Here is a 21,117-nt window from a genome sequence, read left to right on the forward strand (position 1 = left end):
TTGGCTTCGGGATCATGATTTCAGAGGATCAATTGAAGCGCGTCGCCGCCTGGTCGCGCGAACTCACGACGCGCGAGATTGAGGTCGCCCGCGCCGGGATCGTCGAAAAATCCTACGCCAACGGCGAGACTGTCTTCATGCGCGGCGACAAGTTCGACTATTGGGCCGGCGTGGTCAGTGGCCTCGCCCGGATGGGCGGGGTTTCGCGCGACGGCAAGGAGACGAGCCTCGCGGGTCTCACCGCGGGAGCCTGGTTCGGCGAGGGCAGCGTGCTCAAGAACGAGCCGCGGCGCTACGACGTGGTTGCGCTCCGCGACAGCCGTCTCGCTCTGATGGAGCGCAGCGCCTTCCTGTGGCTGTTCGAGAACAGCGTCGGCTTCAACCGCTTCCTGGTGCGCCAGCTCAACGAGCGGCTCGGCCAGTTCATCGGCATGCTCGAGGTCAACCGCACGCTGGACGCCACAGCGCGCCTTGCCCGTAGCATCGCCTCGCTGTTCAATCCGATCCTCTATCCGGATTCCAAGACGCATCTGGAGATCACGCAGGAGGAGATCGGCGCACTCTCCGGCATGTCGCGGCAGAACGCGAACCGCGCGCTGAACCGGCTCGAGAAGGAGGGGCTGCTGCGGCTCGAATATGGCGGCGTCACCATCCTCGATGTCGAGCGGCTGCGCGGATATGGGGATTAGGGTTTAGGGCGCCAATCCATCATCGCGCATTGGCTGGCGCGTGTGCCGGCCACAGATCGGCGCGCCAGCGCACTGCAATCGCCATCATAGCGATGAAGCCAGAGATCGCATACAGCGAACCTGTCGCCGAATAGCCGATGCGGTCGATCAGGCTGCCCGCCGCAAGCAGCCCGAGCGGCAAGCCGTAGATCACCATCATGCGCACCCCCATGACGCGGCCCCGGAGGTGCGCGCTCGCCGCGCGCATCAGGATCACGGCGGCTGATATCATCGACATGCTCTGCGCGATGCCGGCGAGCACGAGGCAGGCCATGGCGACCGGCATGGTCCTCATTCCGACGAACACCAGCAGCATCGCGTACCAGGCGAGCGTCGCGCCGATCAGAAGCCGGGCGATCCGCAAGCCGCTCATAAGGCTGAGTGCGATCGAACCTGTCAGCGAGCCCACGGCAAAACTCGCCGACAGATAGCCGAGACCGGTCTGGTCAGTATGAAAGATATCGCGCGCGACGAAAGGTAACAGCCCGCTCGTCAGCGGAAATGCCGTGAGATTGGCCAAAAATGCGACGCAGAGCGCCGCTCTCATCCCGGGGCCGTTCCAGGCATAAACGATGCCTTCCTTCAGGTCGCGCAGCAATCTCGTGCCGGCGCGGCCGTCCGCCGGGCGATGGCTTGCGGCAGAGGACTTTGCCGGCCGGGTCAGGCAGAGCATCAGGATCGCGGCCACGAGATAGAGGCAGGCGGTCGCCACATACACGAGGCCGATGCCAAGCGCGGCGAACAGTCCGGCGCCGGTCAAGGCACCGGCGATGCGCGCGCTATCCTGGGTCGTGCGCGACAGGCTGATTGCACCAACCAGTTGTTCGGCCGGCATGATGCTGGCGAGCAGCGCGCCGCGCATGCCGAGGTCAGAAGGGCGGATCAGGCCCATGACCGCGACGATGATCATCACATTGAACGTCGCCAGATGGCCGGTGAGGGCCAGCGCCATGATGGTCGAAGACAGTGCCGTATAAGCAAGACGCATGGCGATGAGAAGGTCCCGGTGACCGATGCGGTCTCCGATCATCCCGAACACCGGCGCAATGAGTGTCCCGACATATTGCAGCGATGCCAGGATGGTAAGCAGCAGAACCGAGCCGGTCTCCACCATGATGTACCAGCCGAGCACCAGCGTCTCCACCTCGAACGCCCACGAGGTGAGGAGATCGGATGGCCATTGAAAGCGATAGTTGCGGATGCGGAACGGCGCGAGCGCGGAAGGTCGTTTAGGTGTGCTCAAGATGCGATGACGGGTTTCACGGCGATTCCCTGCCCTTATTATTGGTTCTTTCGTCAGCGTAGTGCGGGCGATACTCGTGTCAATTGACGCTACCGCATGCCGCCATGCTCGCCGACGATTCGCGATGAGCCGCGCTCCCCGGGACTTCCGCCTGTTGAATAGAATCGCTGCAGATTGAAGAGTGCAGTTTTGTGCGGGGTAGCGCACAGCAGTCGCCTTCGGTCCGCCAGTGCACCCGCAGCGCGGCCTCGCTGTCCCACCTGTTTACGTGGATGAGCAGACGAGCCGCCGCTTGCTCTTCCGGCGCGTCGAGCCCATTCTGGTCGCATCCTGGGCCCATTCGGTCGGGCCTGCTGATCGCGCCATCGTGGCTTCCGCGAGGTCTTGGGCTACGAAAAGGTCTTGGGCCATGAAGTGCTCGGGTTGCGAGTACGAGGTTCAGAGCGGCTTTGCCTTCTGCCCGAAGTGCGGCACGAAGCAGCCGATCGCGTGCCCTGGCTGCGGCTTTCCATGCGCGCCGGATTTCGCATACTGCCCGAAATGCGGCATTCCCGTCTGTGAGGCTTCCAAAGGCGGCGGGCAGGCATCGGTTCGGACGACCCCGACGACAATCCCGATCAGGTCCTCCTCGCCGCCGCTCGCGCCGATGGTCGAGGCTCAACACGCGTCTCGACCGCAGTCGGACAAAATCGATGGCGAGGCAAACCGTCGTACCATCACCGTGCTGTTTGCCGACCTCAGCGGCTTCACCACGATGACCGAGCGGCTCGACCCCGAGGTCATGCAGACGCTTCAGAACGAACTATTCGAGGAGCTGACGGCCGCCGTGCAGGGCTTTGGCGGCTTCGTGGACAAATTCATCGGCGATGCGCTGCTTGCTCTTTTTGGTGCGCCGGCCGCGCACGAGGACGACCCGGAGCGGGCGATCCGCGCCGCCCTGGACATGATCAGCCGGACGGCGCGCCTCAGCGAACGCGCGAAGGCGTATGCCGGTTCACCGCTGCTGCTCCATGTCGGCATCAACACCGGGCACGTCGTTGCGGGAGGGCTGGGTGTGGGTGTTGCCAAATCTTATTCGGTGACCGGCGACACGGTAAATACCGCACAGCGATTGCAGTCGATGGCTCCTCCGGGCGAGGTCCTGGTCGGGCCGTTGACCCACCGGCTGACGCGGCATGCTTTCTCCTATGACTCGCTTGGCGAGGTCTCGCTCAAGGGCAAGATGGGCAGCGTCCTGGTCCATCGTTTGAAGGGGGCGCTCGAAACGCCCCGTGCGGCGAGAGGCCTCGACACGCTGGGCCTCAGCGCGCCCCTGATCGGGCGCGACGCCGAGCTTGCCCGCGTGATCGGCAGCCTTGATCGTGCGTGCGGCGGCGCGGCTCAACTGGTGCGGCTGGTCGGCGAAGCCGGAATCGGGAAAACGCGCCTGGTGAACGAATTCGTCGCCCGTATCCGCGATGAGGATCGCTTCGCAGATGTGGCGATCCGGCAGGCTGTCTGCTCGCCATTGGGTGAACAATCCTACGGCACGCTCGCGGCGGTGCTGCGCAGCGCCTATGGCATCGCGCAGAAGGCCAGCGCCGCGGAGACCGAGGCCAGGCTGGCTGCCGCGCTGTCGGAGCTTGGCCTTGCGACTGATGAGGCAGAGCGATTGATGCCGCTCTATTTCCACGTTCTCGGCCTCGGCGACCCCGACGCCGTGTTGCAGCACGTCGAGCCCGAACAGCTCCGGCGGCAGATATTCTTTGCGATTCGCACCGTCTTCGAACGGCGTCTGGCCTTGTCGCCGCTTCTGATCATTGTTGAAGATCTGCACTGGGCCGATGCCGTGTCTCTCGAAGCGCTGCGGTTCCTGATGGACCGGCTGGAGCGCACGCGCCTGATGCTGTTGTTCACGCATCGGCCAATGCTGGAGCTGGATCAGTTCGGTTCGGGTCGAATCAGCCACACGACCCTTCGGCTGCCTCCGCTTGGTGACGCCGACGGACAAAAGCTGCTCGCGGCCTATTTCAGTCAGGGTTGGCGCGAACCGCCGGGGCGTCTGTTCAGTCGAATCCTCGAGCGTGCGAGCGGCAATCCACTCTTCTTTGAGGAGATCATCCGCGGTCTCATTGAAGCCGGTGCCCTGGAGCGTGACGGCTCGCAGTGGCGGATCAAGTCGGATGAAGCCGCCGCCGATATTCCGGCAAACATTCAGGCGCTGTTGCTGGCGCGCCTGGACCGGCTGCCGCATGAGGTGCGCCGGCTGGCCCAGGAGGCCGCGGTGATCGGCCCGCGCTTCGATGCGGCTCTCCTCGGTGCGACGGCGACCGATCGGGCAAAGGTAGAGGTGGGGCTCGAGCTTCTGTGCGACGCCGAGATCGTCGAGGAGGTCGCAGGCTCGAACTCCATTTCGCTGCGATCCTACCGCTTCACGCAAACCATGCTTCAGGACGTGATCTATCAGAACCTGCTCTTGCAGCGCCGGATCGAGCTCCACGGGCGGATTGGTGCCGCTCTGGAGCGTCTCTACGGCAACGAGCCAGAGCGGCTCGAAGACCTCGTCCTGCTCGGACACCACTTCAGCCTGAGCGCGAGCAAGCCGAAAGGTGCGCGCTATCTGCGGGCAGCCGGCGATCGCGCTCGCGCGACCTATGCCAATGACGATGCCATCCGTCTCTACCAGCAGGCCCTCGCCGTACTGTTGACCGGCGGCGAAGGCGAACCGGAACGCCTGGCCCTGTACGAGCGGATCGCGGACCTCTGTGGCGCAGCCGGCCGTCGAAACACCGCCGAGGAGCACTACCAGAGCGCGCTGGAAGGTCACCGGGCCGCAGGGGACCGCATCGGCGAAGCGCGCATTCTTCGCAAGCTTGGCCGGATGTTGTGGGACGCCGGCAAGCGGACCAAGGCAGAAACGCACTACGCAGAGGCGGCTGAACTGCTTGGAGGGACCGAGGCGCCAATCGAGTGGGCGCACCTCCTGCAGGAGCGCGGCCGTCTCGCGTTTCGCATGGGTGACCACGTAGCTGCCGCGAGATGGGCCGACGAGGCGCTTGGCTACGCCCGATCCGCGCCGGCGGACGCGGACAAGCAAGCCGAGGCAGCGCGGGCCATTGCCGAGGCTCTCAACACCAAGGGGGTTGCACTGGCGCGGCTTGGACGACACCAGGAGGCGGTGCGCGAGGTGGAGCAAAGTGTCGCAGCCGCCGAGGCCGCCGGCCATCTCAACGTGGCCTGTCGCAGCTACACTAATCTTGGCGTGCTCTACACCACTGTCGACCCGGCGCAAGCCATGGAGGTTTGCCGGCGCGGCCTCGATGTCGCGCGTCGCATCGGCGATCTCGGCTTCCAGGCGCGCCTGTTTGCCAATTATGCCGTCGCCTGTTGCACCTTCACGGACAAATGTTCCGAGGAGGGGGTGCCGGCTGCCGAGAAGGCGATCGAGATCGACCGTGCACTCGATCAGCGCGAGCATCTCCCGGTGCCCTTGATCGTGCTCGGGCAAATCCATCAGTGCCATTTCCGCCCCGACCTGGCTGCCCGCTGCTACAATGAGGCAATCGAGGTGGCGAGCGAGACCGGCGAGCCGCAGCAGCTCTTTCCGTGCTATGATGGTCTTGCGACACTGAACCTTGATCGAGGCGACATGCCCGAGGCCGAGCGGTATTTCGCGCTGGCCCAAGATGTCTGCGCCCGGCACGGGCTCGATCCCGCAGGGCTGATCGTACTGCCATTTCTGGACTAGCCAATGTGAGGGAGTTCAACCATGTCAGACCGCCATGTCGATGGACCACTTCAGCCCGGCGATCGCGCACCGAACGTCGTGTTGGACGCCATCACGCGCGAAGGAAAGGTCGCGCTCGAAGATTTCCGCGGGCATAGTCCGATCTTGGTCGGCCTGTTTCGAGGCCTGCACTGCCCGTTCTGCCGGCGCCATATCGCCGCACAGGCGCAGCTTGACGCAGCCCTGCGCGAGAAGGGCGTCGAAAGCCTCACGGTCGTCAATACGCCGATCGAACGCGCGCGGCTCTACTTCCGCTACCATCCGTTGCCCAACCTTCTTGCCGCGTCGGACCCCGAGCGGGTCTCGCACCGCGCGTTTGGCCTGCCCAATGTCGAGTTCACGCAGAACGAGACCGAGTGGCCGCGCAAGGTGGGCATGGACGTGGTTCTGAGCATGCCAGTCAATATGCCCGGCGAATTGCCCGGCCCGATGAACCGGCCGGCGGCCGCCGAGTACCTCAACAACAAGGACGGCTACGAGATGACCGAAGCCGATCAGCGCATGGCCGCGGCCGGCACGGGCCAGCTGTTCGGCCAGTTCCTGCTCGATCGACAGGGGATCGTGCGTTGGACGTTTACCGAGGTGCCTGACGGCGGCCAGCGCATGTTCGGAGCGCCGAACCCACAGGAGTTGATGTCGGCCGCCTCACAGGTGGCAGGCTAGGCGTCTGACGATTAACCCGTCACTTTCGACCGTTTCTCTGCGAGCGCCGCCGCCATCGCCGAGATCAGCGGGCGCATGAAATAGTGGTCTTCCACCGGCGCGACGTCGGTGCGCAAGCCGTGGGCCGCGAGCTCGCCGGAGACAGCCGGGCCCACCGACGCGATCAGCGTCCGCTCGAACCCTGCGCGCAGGCGCGCCTCGCTGCCATGCGCCTTCGCGGCTTCGATCAAGCGGCGGACCTGGCCAAGATTGGTGAGTGCGATGGCGTCGATCCGCCCTTCCGCCATCTCGTCGATCGCAGTGACGATATTCGCATCCGCCGCCTTTGGATCGTAGACGTAAGGCAACACGGTATCGACTTCAGCACCCTGCGCCTCGAGCGAGCCGATCAGCGCGCTGTGATCCTTGTCAGGATAGAGCTGCAGGCCGAGGCGATGCCGCCCGAGGTCGATCTTCGCCAGCATCTCGATCACGCCCTCGGTGGTCGGCTTCTCCGTGGTCTGCTGCGAATCCAGCCCAATCTCGCGCAGGGCACGTCCAGGCTTCGGTCCGCGAGTGAATTTTCGCGATTTGGCAAGCGCCTCGACAAGCGCCTGGTCGATCCCACGCTCGCGCGCGAGCTTCATCATCCGCCGCAGGCCTTCGCCGGTCATCAGCACGAGGTCGTCGAACGGCCTGTCGATACAGCGTCGGATCCAGGCCTCGACCGGCGCGGGATCCGGCGCATCGTGAATGGCGAACATCGGGCATTGCACGACATCGGCGCCCTGTTCGGCGAGAAGCTTGGAGAATTGGGCCTCCTCGCGCGTTTCCAGGATCAGGATGCGGTAGCCGTTCAGCCGGTCCATGGTCGGGCCTCAGTTTGGAATTGCAATGTTACGTTCATCCTGACTCCGGTCTTGGGATTGGCGCAAGGCCGGCTCCGGTGATAGAGCAGGACGCAAATCGGCCTGTTCCGCTTCATTTGCCCAAACCTTCATCAACGCTCATGCCCGACCAGCAATATGTTCTGACGCTCTCCTGTCCGGATCGCCCCGGCATCGTCTCGGCGGTGTCGACCTTCCTTGCCCATAACGGACAGAACATTCTCGATGCCCAGCAGTTCGACGACATCGAGACCAAGAATTTCTTCATGCGGGTGGTGTTCACGGCGGCCGATCTCGCCGTCGAGCTGTCGGCCTTGCAGACCGGTTTCGCCGCGATCGCGGAGCGCTTCGGCATGGAGTGGCAGATGCGCGACCGCGCCGCGCATCGCCGCGTGATGCTGCTGGTGTCGAAGTCCGACCACTGCCTGGTCGACATCCTCTATCGCTGGCGCACCGGCGAATTGCCGATGACGCTCGCAGCGATCGTCTCCAACCATCCGCGCGAGGTCTATGCCGGGCTCGATTTCGGCGGCATCCCGTTCCACCATCTGCCGATCACCAGGGAGACCAAGCGCGAGCAGGAGGCGCAGATCCTCGAACTCGTCGCCAAGACCGCGACCGATCTCGTGGTGCTCGCCCGCTACATGCAGATCCTGTCGGACGATCTCTCGGCAAAACTCTCCGGCCGCTGCATCAACATCCACCACTCGTTCCTGCCGGGTTTCAAGGGCGCGAAACCCTATCACCAGGCGCATGAGCGCGGCGTCAAGCTGATCGGCGCGACCGCGCATTACGTCACGCGCGACCTCGACGAGGGACCGATCATCGACCAGGACGTCGAGCGCATCAGTCATCGCGACACGCCCGAGGATCTCGTCCGCAAGGGCCGCGACATCGAAAGGCGCGTGCTTGCGCGCGCGATCCGCTACCATCTCGACGACCGCGTCATCCTCAACGGCCGCAAGACCGTTGTGTTCGTGGATTAGTCGGCCGTCGTTCCGGGGCGCGCGAAGCGCGAACCCGGAACCTCGAGATTCCGGGTTCGATGCTGACGCATCGCCCCGGAATGACGATTTGCGGCTCAATGCACCGCGTCGCTGGACGTGGAGCCCGTGGCGCCTTTCTGCGCCTGCTCTTCCTTTTCGCGATCCGCAGCCGGCATCATCCGCTTGCGTTCACGCTCCTTCATCCAGGCGTCGTATTGCGGCGTGCCAGGGCGCGGAGGTGCGTCGGCCGGCAGGCCGCCGGCCCAGTGCGGAACGTAGTCGCCCATCCCAGCGGAAAGCTTCTCGTTGACGGTGCCGCAGCCTGCAAGGCCGGAAGCCAGCAGGGCGGCTGCGGCAGCAATCGAAAGCGAGTGGAAACGCATGGGTATCTTCTAAGGCGATGCCGGATCAGGCGCGGTGACGGGACGCCGGATGGCGCCAGCGGCGGACTCTAGCGCTTCAACAGGTAAAATTGGCTTATTCGAAGACCTGTTTCATCTGTATACAGAAATGGTATTTTGGTACGATAATTCGGCTCTTGAAGCGTCCCTCCCAGCTGGTATGTATACATAGCGTATTCACTGAAGCTGAACGGTAAAGCGTATCGGCGTGTTCAAATTCTGCAAATGAAAGGCGCAATTCTCCATCCACGCCGCGGCGGGGCTTCTTAGAGTGTCGGCCCCAGTTCGCGACAAATTGGCTTCGCAGCGAAGGGGTTTTTCGTTGACAAGACCATTTTATTTGTACAAGCGTACAAATCGTCGAAAGACCAATAACGGGTAACAAATAACGTGGAAATCGGGCCGTGTTGTCCCGGGTCGCATCGTCCGGCTTGCGCCGAACGTTCGATTGACAACAGGGGCGCGAAAGACGCCTTGTGGCCCCCGCCACATGGTCCGGTCTGAGTTATGGTGAGGCAAGAGCCGGGTACTCGGTTCAGGGCGCAAGAGAAGGAAGAAGGGGAGGGACATTTTGATGTTCGGACGTCGCAGATTGTCATGGGTCGCCACGCTCGCGGCCGTCGCAGGCCTCGTGGCCGCCACGGCCGCCAGGGCTGAAGATACCGTGAAGGTCGGCCTGATCCTGCCGATGACCGGCGGCCAGGCCTCGACCGGCAAGCAGATCGAGAACGCGATCAAGCTCTACATGCAGCAGAAGGGCGACACCGTCGCCGGCAAGAAGGTCGAGATCGTCGTCAAGGACGACGCCGCGATTCCCGACAAGACCAAGACGGCCGCGCAGGAGCTGATCGTCAACGACAAGGTCAATTTCATCGCCGGTTTCGGCGTGACGCCGGCGGCGCTTGCCGCTGCGCCGCTCGCCACCCAGGCCAAGATTCCGGAAGTCGTGATGGCGGCCGGCACCTCGATCATCACCGAGCGCTCGCCCTACATCGTGCGCACCAGCTTCACGCTGGCGCAGTCCTCGACGATCATCGGCGACTGGGCGGTGAAGAACGGCATCAAGAAGGTGGCGACGCTGACCTCGGACTACGCGCCGGGCAATGACGCGCTCAACTTCTTCAAGGAGCACTTTGTCGCCGGCGGCGGCGAGGTGGTCGAAGAGGTCAAGGTGCCGCTCGCCAACCCCGACTTCGCGCCATTCCTCCAGCGCATGAAGGACGCAAAACCCGACGCGATCTTCGTGTTCGTGCCGGCCGGCCAGGGCGGCAACTTCATGAAGCAGTATGCCGAACGTGGACTCGACAAGGCCGGAATCAAGGTGATCGGGCCGGGCGACGTCACCGACGACGATCTCCTCAACAACATGGGCGATGCCGTGCTCGGCACCGTGACCGCGCATCTCTACTCTGCGGCGCATCCCTCGCAGATGAACAAGGATTTCGTCGCGGCCTACAAGAAGGCCTTCGGTACCCGCCCGGGCTTCATGGCGGTGAGCGGCTATGACGGCATCCATTTGATCTACGAGGCTCTGAAGAAGACGAATGGCGACACCGACGGCACCAAGCTGATCGAGGCCATGAAGGGTCAGAAGTGGGAGAGCCCGCGCGGTCCGATCTCGATCGATCCCGAGACCCGCGACATCGTGCAGAACATCTACATCCGGAAGGTCGAGAAGGTCGACGGCGAGCTTTACAACGTCGAATTCCAGACCTTCGAGGCCGTCAAGGATCTCGGCAAGACCAAGAAGTGACGCGCGAGGCGCGCGTCACCCCGGGGCGCGCCTTGGCGCGAACCTCAGATGCGCAATTGCGCATCGGGGGATCTCGAAGTTGTTGAAATCAGATTCCGGGTTCAGCGCTCACGCGCTGCCCCGGAATGACGAGCGTCTACCAGGATCAATCAACTTCCGATGACCGCAATCCTCACCAACCTGTTCGATGGCGTTGCCTACGGCATGCTGCTGTTCGTGCTCGCCTGCGGGCTCGCGGTCACGCTCGGCCTGATGAATTTCGTCAATCTCGCCCATGGCGCCTTTGCAATGGCAGGCGGTTACATCTGCGCCGTGCTGGTCAACCAGCAGGGCTGGCCGTTCTTCGCCGCACTGCCGCTCGCCTTCGTCTCCGCCGCGGCAATCGGCATCGTGCTGGAGCGAACGCTCTACCGCCACCTCTATACGCGCAGCCATCTCGACCAGGTGCTGTTCACCATTGGCCTTACGTTCATGTCGGTCGCGGCCGTCGACTACATCCAGGGCTCGTCGCGCGTCTTCATCAACCTGCCGGCCGCGTTGCAGGGCCAGTTCGACCTGTTCGGCGTTGGCATCGGCCGCTACCGCTTGATGATCATCATCATCTGCGGGCTCCTCACCATCGCGCTTCAGCTCGTGCTGGCCAAGACGCGTTTCGGCAGCCGTTTGCGCGCCGCCGTCGACGATCCGCGCGCGGCGAGCGGCCTCGGCATCAACGTGCCGCAGGTGTTCGCCTTCACCTTTGCGTTCGGCTGCGGCCTCGCCGGCCTCGGCGGCGCGCTGAGCGCGGAGATTCTCGGGCTTGATCCGTACTTCCCGCTGAAATTCATGATCTACTTCCTGATCGTGGTCACCGTCGGCGGCTCCTCCTCAATTACCGGTCCATTTCTGGCTTCGCTTCTGCTCGGCATTGGCGACGTCGCCGGCAAGTATTACGTGCCGAAGATGGGCCCCTTCGTGATCTACACCATGATGATCGTGATCCTGATCTGGCGCCCGAACGGCCTGTTCGGCCGCACGGCTGCGCGTTGAGTAATCCGATGAGCGCTGCATCCGACGTCGGTTATCACGCCCAGCGCCATGCGCGCTGGCACTATGGCGAAGTCGCCTTCTGGCTCATCGTGCTGGCCTGCGGCTTCGTGTTTCCCTCGCGCTATCTCATCATGACCGACATCGTGCGGCTTGCGTTGTTTGCGATGTCGCTCGATCTCATCCTTGGTTATGCCGGTATCGTCTCGCTCGGCCATGCCGCCTTCTTCGGCGTCGGCGCCTATGGCGCGGGGCTTCTTGCGCTGCACGGGATTATCAACGAGCCCGTGATTGCGCTCGTTGTCGCCGGTCTTGCGGCGATGGTGCTGGGGTTTGCCACCAGCTTCCTCGTCATCCGCGGCGTCGACCTGACCCGTCTCATGGTGACGCTCGGCATCGCATTGCTGCTTGAAGCGCTCGCCGAACGATTCTCCAACATCACCGGCGGCACCGACGGCTTGCAAGGCATCGAGATGCAGCCGATCTTCGGAACGCTTGCCTTCGACATGTTCGGCAAGACCGGGTTCTTCTATTCGGTCGCCGTCCTGTTCGTCCTGTTTCTGCTCGCGCGCCGCATCGTGCATTCACCGTTCGGCCTGTCGCTGCGCGCCATCAAGAACAATCCGCTGCGGGCCGCCGCCATCGGCATTCCGGTCAACCGCCGCCTGATCGCGATCTATACGCTTGCCGCGTTCTATGCCGGCATTGCCGGCGCGTTGTTCACCCAGACCACCGCGATCGCCTCGCTCGACGTGTTCGCTTTCGAGCGCTCGGCCGATCTCATGCTGGTGCTCGTCATCGGCGGCACCGGCTATCTCTATGGCGGGCTGATCGGCGCGGTCATATTCCGCATCCTCCAGGAATGGTTCTCCACCATCACCCCGCAATATTGGCAGTTCTGGATCGGCCTCGTGCTGGTCGTGATCGTGCTGGTTGGGCGCCAGCGGCTGCACCGCTGGGTGCTGTTCGTGCCGAACCTGATCATCAAGCAGGTCGCCGGTCGCAAGGCGGTCGTCGCCGTGCCGGAGGGCGATGCATGACCATCGCGCTCGAAACCAAAAATCTCGAAAAGACCTTCGGTGGCCTGCGCGTGACGCGCGACCTGTCGCTGAAAATCGAGCAGGGCGCCCGACATGCGCTGATCGGACCAAACGGCGCCGGCAAGACCACGGTGATCAACCAGCTCACCGGCGTGCTCAAGCCGAACTCGGGGCGTATCCTGCTCGAAGGCCAGGACATCACCGATCTGCCTGTGCACAAGCGCGTGCTGCGCGGCCTGTCGCGTACCTTCCAGATCAATCAGCTCTATCCCGACTTGACAGCGCTCGAAACGATCGGCCTCGCCGTCTCCGAACGCCTCGGCCATGGCGGCGACTGGTGGCGGCGCATGGGTACCCGTGACGACGTCAATGGCGAGATCGCCGAGCTCCTCAAACACTTCCATTTGCTCGACGTCATGAACGAGCAGACCGTGACGTTGCCCTACGGCAAGCAGCGCCTGCTCGAGATCGCGGTCGCAATCGCGGCCAAGCCGCGCGTGCTGTTGCTGGACGAGCCCGCCGCGGGCGTGCCCGAGAGCGAGCGCCACGACATCCTTGCCGTGGTCGCAGCGCTGCCCCGCGACGTCACCGTGCTCCTGATCGAGCATGACATGGATCTCGTCTTCTCCTTCGCTGACCGCATCTCGGTGCTGGTCTCGGGCGCGCTGCTCACCGAGGGCCCGCCCGACCAGGTCGCGCGCGATCCGCAGGTCAAGGCCGTCTATCTCGGCGAGGAGGCGGTCAATGTCTGACCTGCTCGCAATCGAATCCCTGCGCGCCGGCTATGGCGAGGCGGTGGTGCTGCCCAACATGTCCCTGCGCCTCGCCGAGGGGCAGGTGCTCGCGCTGTTGGGCCGGAACGGCACCGGCAAGACCACGCTGATCAACTCCATCGTCGGCGTCACCCGACGCTTTTCCGGCTCGGTCGCGCTCGCCGGCACCGACGTCACCTCGCTGCGGCCCGACCAGCGCGCGCGCGCCGGCATCGGCTGGGTGCCGCAGGAGCGCAACATCTTCCGCTCGCTTACGGTGGAAGAGAACATGACCGCCGTGGCGCAGCCCGGCCTCTGGACGGTCGAGAAGGTCTACGAGATGTTCCCGCGGCTGAAGGAGCGGCGGAGCAACTTTGGCAACCAGCTCTCCGGCGGTGAGCAGCAGATGCTGGCGATCGGCCGCGCGCTGACCCTCAATCCCAAGGTGCTGCTTTTGGACGAGCCGACCGAGGGCCTTGCGCCCATCATCGTCGAGGAGCTTCTGAAAGCGATCGGGACCATCACCCGGGCCGGCGGCATTTGCTCGATCATCGTCGAGCAGAACGCCCAAAAGATTCTGGGGCTTGCCGACCGCGTTGTGATATTGGAGCGCGGAACGATCGTCCACGACGCCCCGAGCGCCGCGCTGAAGGCCGACCCGTCGGTCCTCGAGCGCCATCTGGGCGTCGCCGGAGCGGCCGCCCATTAGTCTGTCTGACGCGTTTTCTTCACACGAACCGAAAACGCTCTGGAAAATTCGGGAGTGAACCAATGCAGCGAACCAAAGCCCCCTTCCGCGCCGACGAGGTCGGCAGCCTCCTGCGTCCGGCCAAGATCAAGGAAGCCCGCGCCAAGCTGGAGAAGGGCGAGATCTCGGCCGATGATCTGCGCAAGATCGAGGACATGGAGATCGAGAAGGTCGTGCACAAGCAGGCCTCGATCGGCTTGAAGCTCGCGACCGACGGCGAATTCCGCCGCTCGTGGTGGCACTTCGACTTCTTGGCGAAGCTCACCGGCTGCGAAATGTTCCACCCGGACACAGGCATCCAGTTCGCGGGCGTCGAGACGCGGCATGACGCAGTGCGGGTGATCGGCAAGCTCGACTTTCCCGACCACCACCCGATGCTCGACCACTTCAAGTTCCTGAAGAAGTATGCCGACCAGGCCCACGTTACCGCCAAGATGACGATCCCCTCGCCGGCGGTGCTGCATTTCCGCGGCGGCCGCAAGGCGATCTCCAAGGACGTCTACCCCGATCTCGATGCCTTCTACGAGGATCTCGGCAAGACCTACCGCAAGGCGGTCAAGGCGTTTTACGATGCCGGCTGCCGCTATCTCCAGTTCGACGACACCGTGTGGGCCTATCTCTGCTCGCAGGACGAATTGAAGAAGGCGCGCGAGCGCGGCGACAATCCGGATGGTCTCCAGCAGATCTACGCGCGCATCATCAACTACGCGCTGGCAGAGAAGCCCGCGGACATGGTGGTGACGACCCATGTCTGCCGCGGCAATTTCCGCTCGACCTGGATCTCCTCCGGCGGTTACGAGCCGGTGGCCGAGACCTTGCTCGCCGGCACCAACTACGACGGCTACTTCCTGGAATATGACTCAGACCGCGCCGGCGGCTTCGAGCCGCTGCGCTTCTTGCCCAAGGGCAACAAGGTCGTCGTGGTCGGCGTCATCACCTCGAAGTTCGGCGAGCTCGAGAAGAAGGACGACATCAAGCGCCGTCTGGAAGAAGCCGCCAAGTTCGCGCCGCTGGAGCAGCTCGCGCTCTCCCCGCAATGCGGCTTCGCCTCGACCGAGGAAGGCAACATTCTCTCCGAGGAAGAGCAGTGGGCCAAGCTGAGCCTGGCGGTCGAGATCGCGAAGGAAGTGTGGGGCAATTAAGACCCGCTAGCTCGCTGTCATTCCCCGCGAAAGCGGGGAATCCAGTACGCCGCGGCTTCTCCGTGCCTCTCGCTGTCTCTGGAATACTGGATCGCCCGGTCAAGCCGGGCGATGACAACTGAGCGTGTCGCGGATAGCGCGGCGTTTCTGACCGACGGCGCACTCACACCCTCACTTCTCCGCCAGATAAACCTCGCCCAGCAGCGACGAGTTCGACCACGGCACCTGCTTGTTCTTGGTGGACGAGACGACCTCAGCACGCACGCGCGTCAGCATCTGCTGCACCTCGAGCCCCGGCGTGCCGATATGGCGGGAGAGGGCGGACGAGAAAGGCGAGTTGGCGCCTTCGCCGTCGAGGGCAACCTGGCCCGGCGCCGTGGCGAATGCGATCAGCGTGCCGGCCCCTAAGGTCGCGCCGGCGCCGAGACTCGCCGGCGCTGCGAGACCCGAGGCGCCCTCGATGCCGCGATTGGCACCGGCGGCAGCGACCTGCGGCGCCATCGGGTTGTTGCGGCAGGCATCGAAGATCAGGATGTTGGTGCGGACCTGATCGTCGAGGCCGGCCATGATCGTGTCCATGTCGATCATGGCCTCCGTCATGTTGGCGCCTGCCTTGAGTTCGACGTCGATCGGGATGAGATAGTTGCGGCCGTCGATCTGCACACCGTGGCCGGCGTAGTAGACCATCGCGACCTGCGCCCGCGCCGCATCGCGCAGGAAGTCGCGCGTCATCTTCTGCATCGTCGCGCGGTCGAGGTCGATGCCCTCCGACACCGTGAAGCCGATGTCACGCAGGCTCTTCGCGACTGCGCGCGCATCGTTGGGCGGATTAGGCAGCGCCTTGACGTGGGCATAGGCGCCGTTGCCGATGATCAGCGCCATGCGCTTGCCGCGGCCTGCCGGAGCGGGCAAGGGCGAAGGCGCCGTGCTCGCCTGCTGCTGCCCTGAAGGCGCCGTCGTCTGCTGCGCGGTCGAGGTCGGCGCATCGCGCGGCGTCGGCACGGTTGTGTCTGATAGCAGGGACAGTCGCACCTTGGCGGTCGCCTGGTTGGACTTGCTGCCGGCGTCCGACGCCGTGACGCCGAGCGCGCCCTTGTAGTCCTCCTTGGCGTGCGCGTAATCGCCCTTGGCCTCGTAGGCGAGCCCGCGAAACGTATAGGCCGAGATCAGCACGCTGTTCGGCGGCGTCATGATGTTGACCGGCGGCTTGTCCTTGGCGAGTCGGATCGCCTCCGTGCCGTCGGCGATGGCGCGATCGAACTCGCCCTTGGCGCGCCAGATCGTGGTCCGGTGCACCAAAGGCTGCGACAGGCTGGGGTCGAGCCTGATCGCCTGGTTGATGTCGGCGAGCGCGCCGTCGAGCTCGCCGAGCGCCTTCTTACAGTTGCCGCGGTTTTGGTAGGAGAATGCCGATTTCGGATCGGCCTTGATCGCAGCATCAAAATCCGCGATCGCCTTAGCGTACTCCTTCTTGCCCTGATAGGCGTTGCCGCGGTTGTGGAAGATGATTCCGCTCGGCGGCCCAAGCTTCAGCGCATCGTCGAAATCGGCGATCGCGATGTCGTACTCGCCTTTGTCGAAATAGGCGGAGCCACGCAGGTTGTAGACCGCCTGGCTCGGCTCCAGGCGGATCGCTTCGGTCGCATCCGCGATGGCCTTCGCGTAGTCGCCCTTCTTGTTCCAGCCCACCGCGCGCCAGAAATAGACGGTGGCGAGCTGTCCGCCCTTGAACACCTTCAGCGCGATGATCTTGTTGCAGGCGTCGATCTGCTGGTCGGCCGGCGTGGTGTCGGTGGTGCAGAGCGGACCGAGCTGCGCGCGGCTTTGCGCGAAGGAGGGGGCGGACCAGGCGGAGGCAAAGAGCAGGCAGAACGCGACGAGCAAACGACGCATGAAGGCCTCGGGAATGCGGAAATGAAATGGATCGTCCGTGTGTTTGTCGCCACCGTGGGACGGGCGGTTCAGTCCGGGTGCCGCGCCGCAGGCCTTACCTCTTCGGCTGGCGGGTGCGGACCTCGATGAAGCCGCCGGCCATCTGCACGTCGAACCGAGACAGGAAGCTCATGCCGAGCAGGCCGTCGATGCCGGGGCCATAGCTCTTGTCGTCCACGTTCTGGATCGCGATCGGGACGTTGCTTGCCTCCAGCTTGCCGAGCGCGATCTTGTCGGCCCTGGCGAGCCCGGCTTTGGTTTGCCCATTGGCCGTCACGAGAGTGATCTCGCTGGAGCCGGCATCGGGGATTTTGGCCCGGCCGGCGAAGGCGGATTTCACGGACACATAGCTGGCACCGGTGTCGAGGATGAACATGCCTGACACGCCGTTGATCTGGGCCTTGACGGTGAGAACGTTCTTCTGGCCGTGGAGCGGAAAGGTTTCCTTTCGAAGCGCGGTTGATGCGATACAGTTTCCCTGGCTTTCGTAGTCGGCGATGATCTTTCGGGTCTGGCTCGTATCGCGATTCATCGGATCGAGCGCAATCCACATATTGATCGGCGCAGTCGCTTCGCAGAACTGCTTGAGCGCCGCATAGGTACCGGCCATGCGCAGAAAGACACGGCTCGATATCGTTTTCTTGTCCGCACCATAGAGCTCGATCGCATCCGAGTAATCGGCAAGCGCGCGGTGGTAGTCGCCGACGCCCTCCAGCGCAACGCCTCGCAGATAGTGCGCCTCGCGATTTGATGGCGCGCGCCGCATGAATTCGTCGGCGACCTCGACCGCTTTCGGATAGTCGGTCAGCTTCAGATAGATGTCGATCGACCGGTGCAGAGCGGTCAGCGGTGCACCGCAGTTCTTGACGAACTTATAAAGCCCATCGGCGGCCTGTCGCCGGTAGCCGAGCTTATCCAGCATCAGTGCGAGATCGGCGATGCTCTTCTGGTCGCACGGCTCACGCTTGAGCTCTTCCAGACGCAGCCAGACATAGGGATCGCGCGCGGCCTGGACCGGCAGGGACCCGATGCGTTCATAGACCGTTGCAAACACCTCGTCGGGATTCTCGTCCAGATAGCCTGCGCGCGCGCTGGCCAATAGTGCCGCAAAAAGACACGCGGCCAGCCAAAATGACCTGAACATATCCACCCCGAACATCCCCGTACGTTACGTATACTGGGAAGTGTGCGCGCTGCCAAACGCACGATAGGGATGTTTGGGGGCGACCTCGCGGGGCCGGCCGTATGAAGCTCAGGAGCGGGCGGGAAGCCCCTCATTCGGAAGTGGAGCAATTCCAGAGGGTATTCCCTGAGTGGGCAGAATTTGCTATGTGATCGGACCCAACATCGCTGCCCACCACCGTCCCACCCATGAAGAACGACGAAATCCTCAGCCAGATCACCGAGTTCTGCCGCAAGGCGGACATGGCGGAATCGACCTTTGGCCGGCGCGCGGTGAACGATGGGAAGCTGGTGCAGCGCCTGCGCGAGGGGAAGCGCATCACCATCGACACGCTCGAGCGGATCCAGGCCTATATGGCCGCATCGATGACCGGGGGCCTGCCACCGCCGCGAGGGCTTCAGGTGCCGCCGGAGAAGCGCGATCCGCGCGGTAATTTCCGCTTCTTCGAGAACCGGCAGAAATACCTGCTGTTCGTCCATACCTGCAGCGAGAAGCGCGTGGTCGCCGAGCGCGTGGCGCTCGAGCTCACCAGCATCCATCCGCGCCCGCCGGCCCTGCGCATATTCGACGCGGGCGTCGGCGACGGCACTGTGCTGGCGCGGGTGCTGCGCGCCACGCACCAGCGCTTTCCGCACATGCCGTTCTATGTCGCCGGCAAGGAGCTCAGTCTCGAGGACCTGCGCCTGACGCTGGAGAAGGTGCCGGACCGCATTTTCGAGCATCCGGCGTCGGTTTTCGTCTTTACCAACATGTTCTACTCGGAGGCGCCCTGGCTGACGCCGGCATCGCCCGCCGCGGCGGCCGCCACCGTCTGGCACGAGGTTCCGCTGCGGGGCGCTTCCTCGGGAGAGTTCGAACAGCAGATCGCCGAGCTGAGGCCGTTCCTGGAGCAGAACTGGCGCGCCGCGATCAGCCCGCGCACGGCCATGCCGCTCTACGAGCGGCCCGTCGTCCTCGTGCTGTATCGCGAAGATCACAGATTCCTGCTGGATTCGACCATTCCGCGGCCGGGCCAGACCGAGGCCAATTTCGACCTCGTTATTGCATCCCAGCCATACCGCGCCCTGTCCTCGGTTAATTTTCGGGCAAAGCGGATCATTGCACCTCTGGCGCGGGCATTGCGACCGGGGGGGCGCCTGATCGGAATTCACTCTCATGGTCACGATCCCGGCATGGAAATGATCCAGGCGATCTGGCCTGGAGAAAATCCTTTCGCGGTGAGCCGTCATGAGCTATTGCGCGCAGTTAAGTATGAGCTCGGATCGTTGGGCCGCGACCTTAATTTTAATGCTTATGCTGATAACCGTTCGATCTTCAGGTATGATATGGAAGCGCTGCCCAACGAGGTGACGGGGACCATCGGAACCTCGACAGCCTTTGCAGCGTGGAATGCGGCGGTGTATGTCGCTCAGATTGAGGACGACCGATTGACAGAAATGACTCAAAACGGCCGCACTCTGGATGCCGCCAGGAACGTGCTGCGCAAGCACAATGGGCTCTGGTTTTACGACGAATCCTACGTCATCTCGCGCCGGCGTGACTGACATAATCCAAAAGTAAACATCGCAAACGACCGCCCAACGGGGCGGGACAAGGGGTTACTGATGCGAGCGTCCTATCTCTTCACCAGCGAGTCCGTATCTGAAGGCCATCCGGACAAGGTCTGCGACCGGATCTCCGATGAGATCGTCGATCTATTCTACCGCGAGGGGCCGAAAGCCGGCATTGACCCGTGGCAGATCCGCGCCGCCTGCGAAACGCTTGCGACCACCAACAAGGTCGTGATCGCGGGCGAGACCCGTGGTCCCGCATCGGTCACCAACGAGCAGATCGAGAGCGTCGTGCGCGGCGCGATCAAGGACATCGGCTACGAGCAGGAAGGTTTTCACTGGAAGACCGCGGATATCGAGATCCTGCTGCATCCGCAGTCGGCCGACATCGCGCAGGGCGTCGATGCGCTTCAGCCGGGCGAAGTCAAGGAAGAGGGCGCGGGCGACCAGGGCATCATGTTCGGTTACGCCACCAACGAGACGCCCGACCTGATGCCGGCGCCGATCTTCTACGCCCACAAGATCCTGCGGCTGATCTCCGAAGCGCGCCACTCCGGCCGCGAGAAGGTCTTGGGCCCGGACTCCAAGAGCCAGGTCACCGTGCAGTACGAGAACGGCAAGCCGGTCGGCGTGCGCGAGATCGTGGTTTCGCACCAGCATCTGGTCGAGGACATCTCGTCCAAGCAGATTCGCGACATCGTCGAGCCCTATGTGCGCGAGGCGCTGCCGAAGGACTGGATCAACGGCAAGACCATCTGGCACATCAACCCGACCGGCAAGTTCTACATCGGCGGTCCCGACGGCGACACCGGCCTGACCGGCCGCAAGATCATCGTCGACACCTACGGCGGCGCGGCCCCGCATGGCGGCGGCGCGTTCTCCGGTAAGGACCCGACCAAGGTCGACCGTTCGGCCGCTTACGCAGCGCGCTATCTCGCCAAGAACATCGTGGCCGCAGGGCTCGCTGATCGCTGCACGCTCCAGCTCGCTTACGCCATCGGCGTGGCGCGGCCGCTGTCGATCTACATCGATACGCATGGCACCGGTAAGGTCTCCGAGGACAAGCTCGAGAAGGCCGCAGCCGAAGTGATGGACCTGACTCCGCGCGGCATCCGCAGCCATCTCGACCTCAACCGTCCGATCTACGCGCGCACCTCGTCCTACGGCCATTTCGGCCGGACGCCCGACAATGAAGGCGGCTTCTCGTGGGAGAAGACCGACCTCGTCGAGCCGTTCAAGCGCGCGGTCTGATCAATTCCGTCATTCCGGGGCGCCGCGCCAGCGGCGAACCCGGAATCTCGAACCTCTGGATTCCGGGTTCGCGCGTTTCACGAGCGC

Annotated in this window: 17 protein-coding genes; 12 read left to right on the forward strand and 5 right to left on the reverse strand. The window is 63.8% G+C overall.

What is annotated here, in order from left to right; genetic code table 11:
* Positions 1 to 14 precede the first annotated feature (14 nt).
* Positions 15 to 689 carry a Crp/Fnr family transcriptional regulator gene (locus NLN62_RS32855; RefSeq protein ID WP_027528554.1) on the forward strand — a complete coding sequence of 225 codons (675 nt, stop codon included), beginning with the start codon at positions 15 to 17 and terminating at the stop codon, positions 687 to 689.
* A gap of 19 nt (positions 690 to 708) precedes the next feature.
* Here the strand turns inward: NLN62_RS32855 and NLN62_RS32860 are convergent, their stop codons facing one another.
* Positions 709 to 1,971 carry an MFS transporter gene (locus tag NLN62_RS32860; protein WP_254111559.1) on the reverse strand — a complete coding sequence of 421 codons (1,263 nt, stop codon included), beginning with the start codon at positions 1,969 to 1,971 and terminating at the stop codon, positions 709 to 711.
* A 409-nt stretch (positions 1,972 to 2,380) separates the two neighbouring features.
* On the opposite strand from NLN62_RS32860, the gene NLN62_RS32865 reads away from it, so the two are divergent.
* Both NLN62_RS32865 and NLN62_RS32870 read left to right on the forward strand, forming a co-directional pair.
* Positions 2,381 to 5,698, forward strand: coding sequence for an adenylate/guanylate cyclase domain-containing protein (locus NLN62_RS32865; protein WP_254111560.1), 3,318 nt, complete (start codon positions 2,381 to 2,383; stop codon positions 5,696 to 5,698).
* Positions 5,699 to 5,719: 21 nt separating this feature from the next.
* A complete protein-coding gene (locus NLN62_RS32870) occupies positions 5,720 to 6,400 on the forward strand; it encodes a redoxin family protein (protein ID WP_027528558.1) in 681 nt (226 codons plus the stop codon).
* An 11-nt stretch (positions 6,401 to 6,411) separates the two neighbouring features.
* Here the strand turns inward: NLN62_RS32870 and NLN62_RS32875 are convergent, their stop codons facing one another.
* Positions 6,412 to 7,248, reverse strand: a complete 837-nt coding sequence (locus NLN62_RS32875) for a uroporphyrinogen-III synthase (RefSeq protein ID WP_254111561.1) — start codon at positions 7,246 to 7,248, stop codon at positions 6,412 to 6,414.
* Between the two features lie 140 nt (positions 7,249 to 7,388).
* On the opposite strand from NLN62_RS32875, the gene purU reads away from it, so the two are divergent.
* Positions 7,389 to 8,252, forward strand: a complete 864-nt coding sequence (gene purU / locus NLN62_RS32880; RefSeq protein WP_027528560.1) for a formyltetrahydrofolate deformylase — start codon at positions 7,389 to 7,391, stop codon at positions 8,250 to 8,252.
* Positions 8,253 to 8,347: 95 nt separating this feature from the next.
* On the opposite strand, the gene NLN62_RS32885 is transcribed toward purU, so the two are convergent.
* Complete coding sequence (locus tag NLN62_RS32885; RefSeq protein WP_035665413.1) at positions 8,348 to 8,635, reverse strand: hypothetical protein; 288 nt, start codon at positions 8,633 to 8,635, stop codon at positions 8,348 to 8,350.
* Between the two features lie 592 nt (positions 8,636 to 9,227).
* On the opposite strand from NLN62_RS32885, the gene NLN62_RS32890 reads away from it, so the two are divergent.
* The 6 genes from NLN62_RS32890 to NLN62_RS32915 all read left to right on the forward strand — a co-directional run bounded on the left by NLN62_RS32890 (position 9,228) and on the right by NLN62_RS32915 (position 15,114).
* Positions 9,228 to 10,406 carry an ABC transporter substrate-binding protein gene (locus tag NLN62_RS32890; protein ID WP_027528562.1) on the forward strand — a complete coding sequence of 393 codons (1,179 nt, stop codon included), beginning with the start codon at positions 9,228 to 9,230 and terminating at the stop codon, positions 10,404 to 10,406.
* Positions 10,407 to 10,565: 159 nt separating this feature from the next.
* Complete coding sequence (locus tag NLN62_RS32895) at positions 10,566 to 11,435, forward strand: branched-chain amino acid ABC transporter permease (protein ID WP_027528563.1); 870 nt, start codon at positions 10,566 to 10,568, stop codon at positions 11,433 to 11,435.
* Between the two features lie 8 nt (positions 11,436 to 11,443).
* Complete coding sequence (locus tag NLN62_RS32900; RefSeq protein ID WP_027528564.1) at positions 11,444 to 12,472, forward strand: branched-chain amino acid ABC transporter permease; 1,029 nt, start codon at positions 11,444 to 11,446, stop codon at positions 12,470 to 12,472.
* Positions 12,469 to 13,224 (forward strand): ABC transporter ATP-binding protein, encoded by a 756-nt coding sequence (locus tag NLN62_RS32905; RefSeq protein ID WP_254111563.1) that lies wholly within the window; start codon positions 12,469 to 12,471, stop codon positions 13,222 to 13,224. The genes NLN62_RS32900 and NLN62_RS32905 overlap by 4 nt, the downstream gene beginning before the upstream one ends.
* Positions 13,217 to 13,933: an ABC transporter ATP-binding protein gene (locus NLN62_RS32910; protein ID WP_254111564.1), complete on the forward strand. Its 717-nt coding sequence runs from the start codon at positions 13,217 to 13,219 to the stop codon at positions 13,931 to 13,933. Before NLN62_RS32905 ends, NLN62_RS32910 begins: the two co-directional genes overlap by 8 nt.
* A 62-nt stretch (positions 13,934 to 13,995) precedes the next feature.
* Entirely contained in the window at positions 13,996 to 15,114 is a 1,119-nt protein-coding gene (locus NLN62_RS32915) for a cobalamin-independent methionine synthase II family protein (RefSeq protein ID WP_027528567.1), read from the forward strand.
* A gap of 171 nt (positions 15,115 to 15,285) precedes the next feature.
* On the opposite strand, the gene NLN62_RS32920 is transcribed toward NLN62_RS32915, so the two are convergent.
* Both NLN62_RS32920 and NLN62_RS32925 read right to left on the reverse strand, forming a co-directional pair.
* Positions 15,286 to 17,007, reverse strand: coding sequence for a caspase family protein (locus tag NLN62_RS32920; protein ID WP_254111566.1), 1,722 nt, complete (start codon positions 17,005 to 17,007; stop codon positions 15,286 to 15,288).
* Positions 17,008 to 17,101: 94 nt separating this feature from the next.
* The gene (locus tag NLN62_RS32925) at positions 17,102 to 18,190 is read right to left on the reverse strand and encodes an aspartyl protease family protein (RefSeq protein WP_254113780.1); all 1,089 of its coding nucleotides are present in this window, start codon (positions 18,188 to 18,190) and stop codon (positions 17,102 to 17,104) included.
* Between the two features lie 227 nt (positions 18,191 to 18,417).
* On the opposite strand from NLN62_RS32925, the gene NLN62_RS32930 reads away from it, so the two are divergent.
* Entirely contained in the window at positions 18,418 to 19,773 is a 1,356-nt protein-coding gene (locus tag NLN62_RS32930; RefSeq protein ID WP_254111568.1) for a hypothetical protein, read from the forward strand.
* Between the two features lie 60 nt (positions 19,774 to 19,833).
* Complete coding sequence (gene metK / locus NLN62_RS32935; protein WP_027528571.1) at positions 19,834 to 21,030, forward strand: methionine adenosyltransferase; 1,197 nt, start codon at positions 19,834 to 19,836, stop codon at positions 21,028 to 21,030.
* Positions 21,031 to 21,117 lie beyond the last annotated feature (87 nt).

Origin of the sequence: Bradyrhizobium sp. CCGUVB23 (genome assembly GCF_024199885.1) — a bacterium.
In the GTDB taxonomy this organism is placed as follows: Bacteria; Pseudomonadota; Alphaproteobacteria; order Rhizobiales; family Xanthobacteraceae; genus Bradyrhizobium.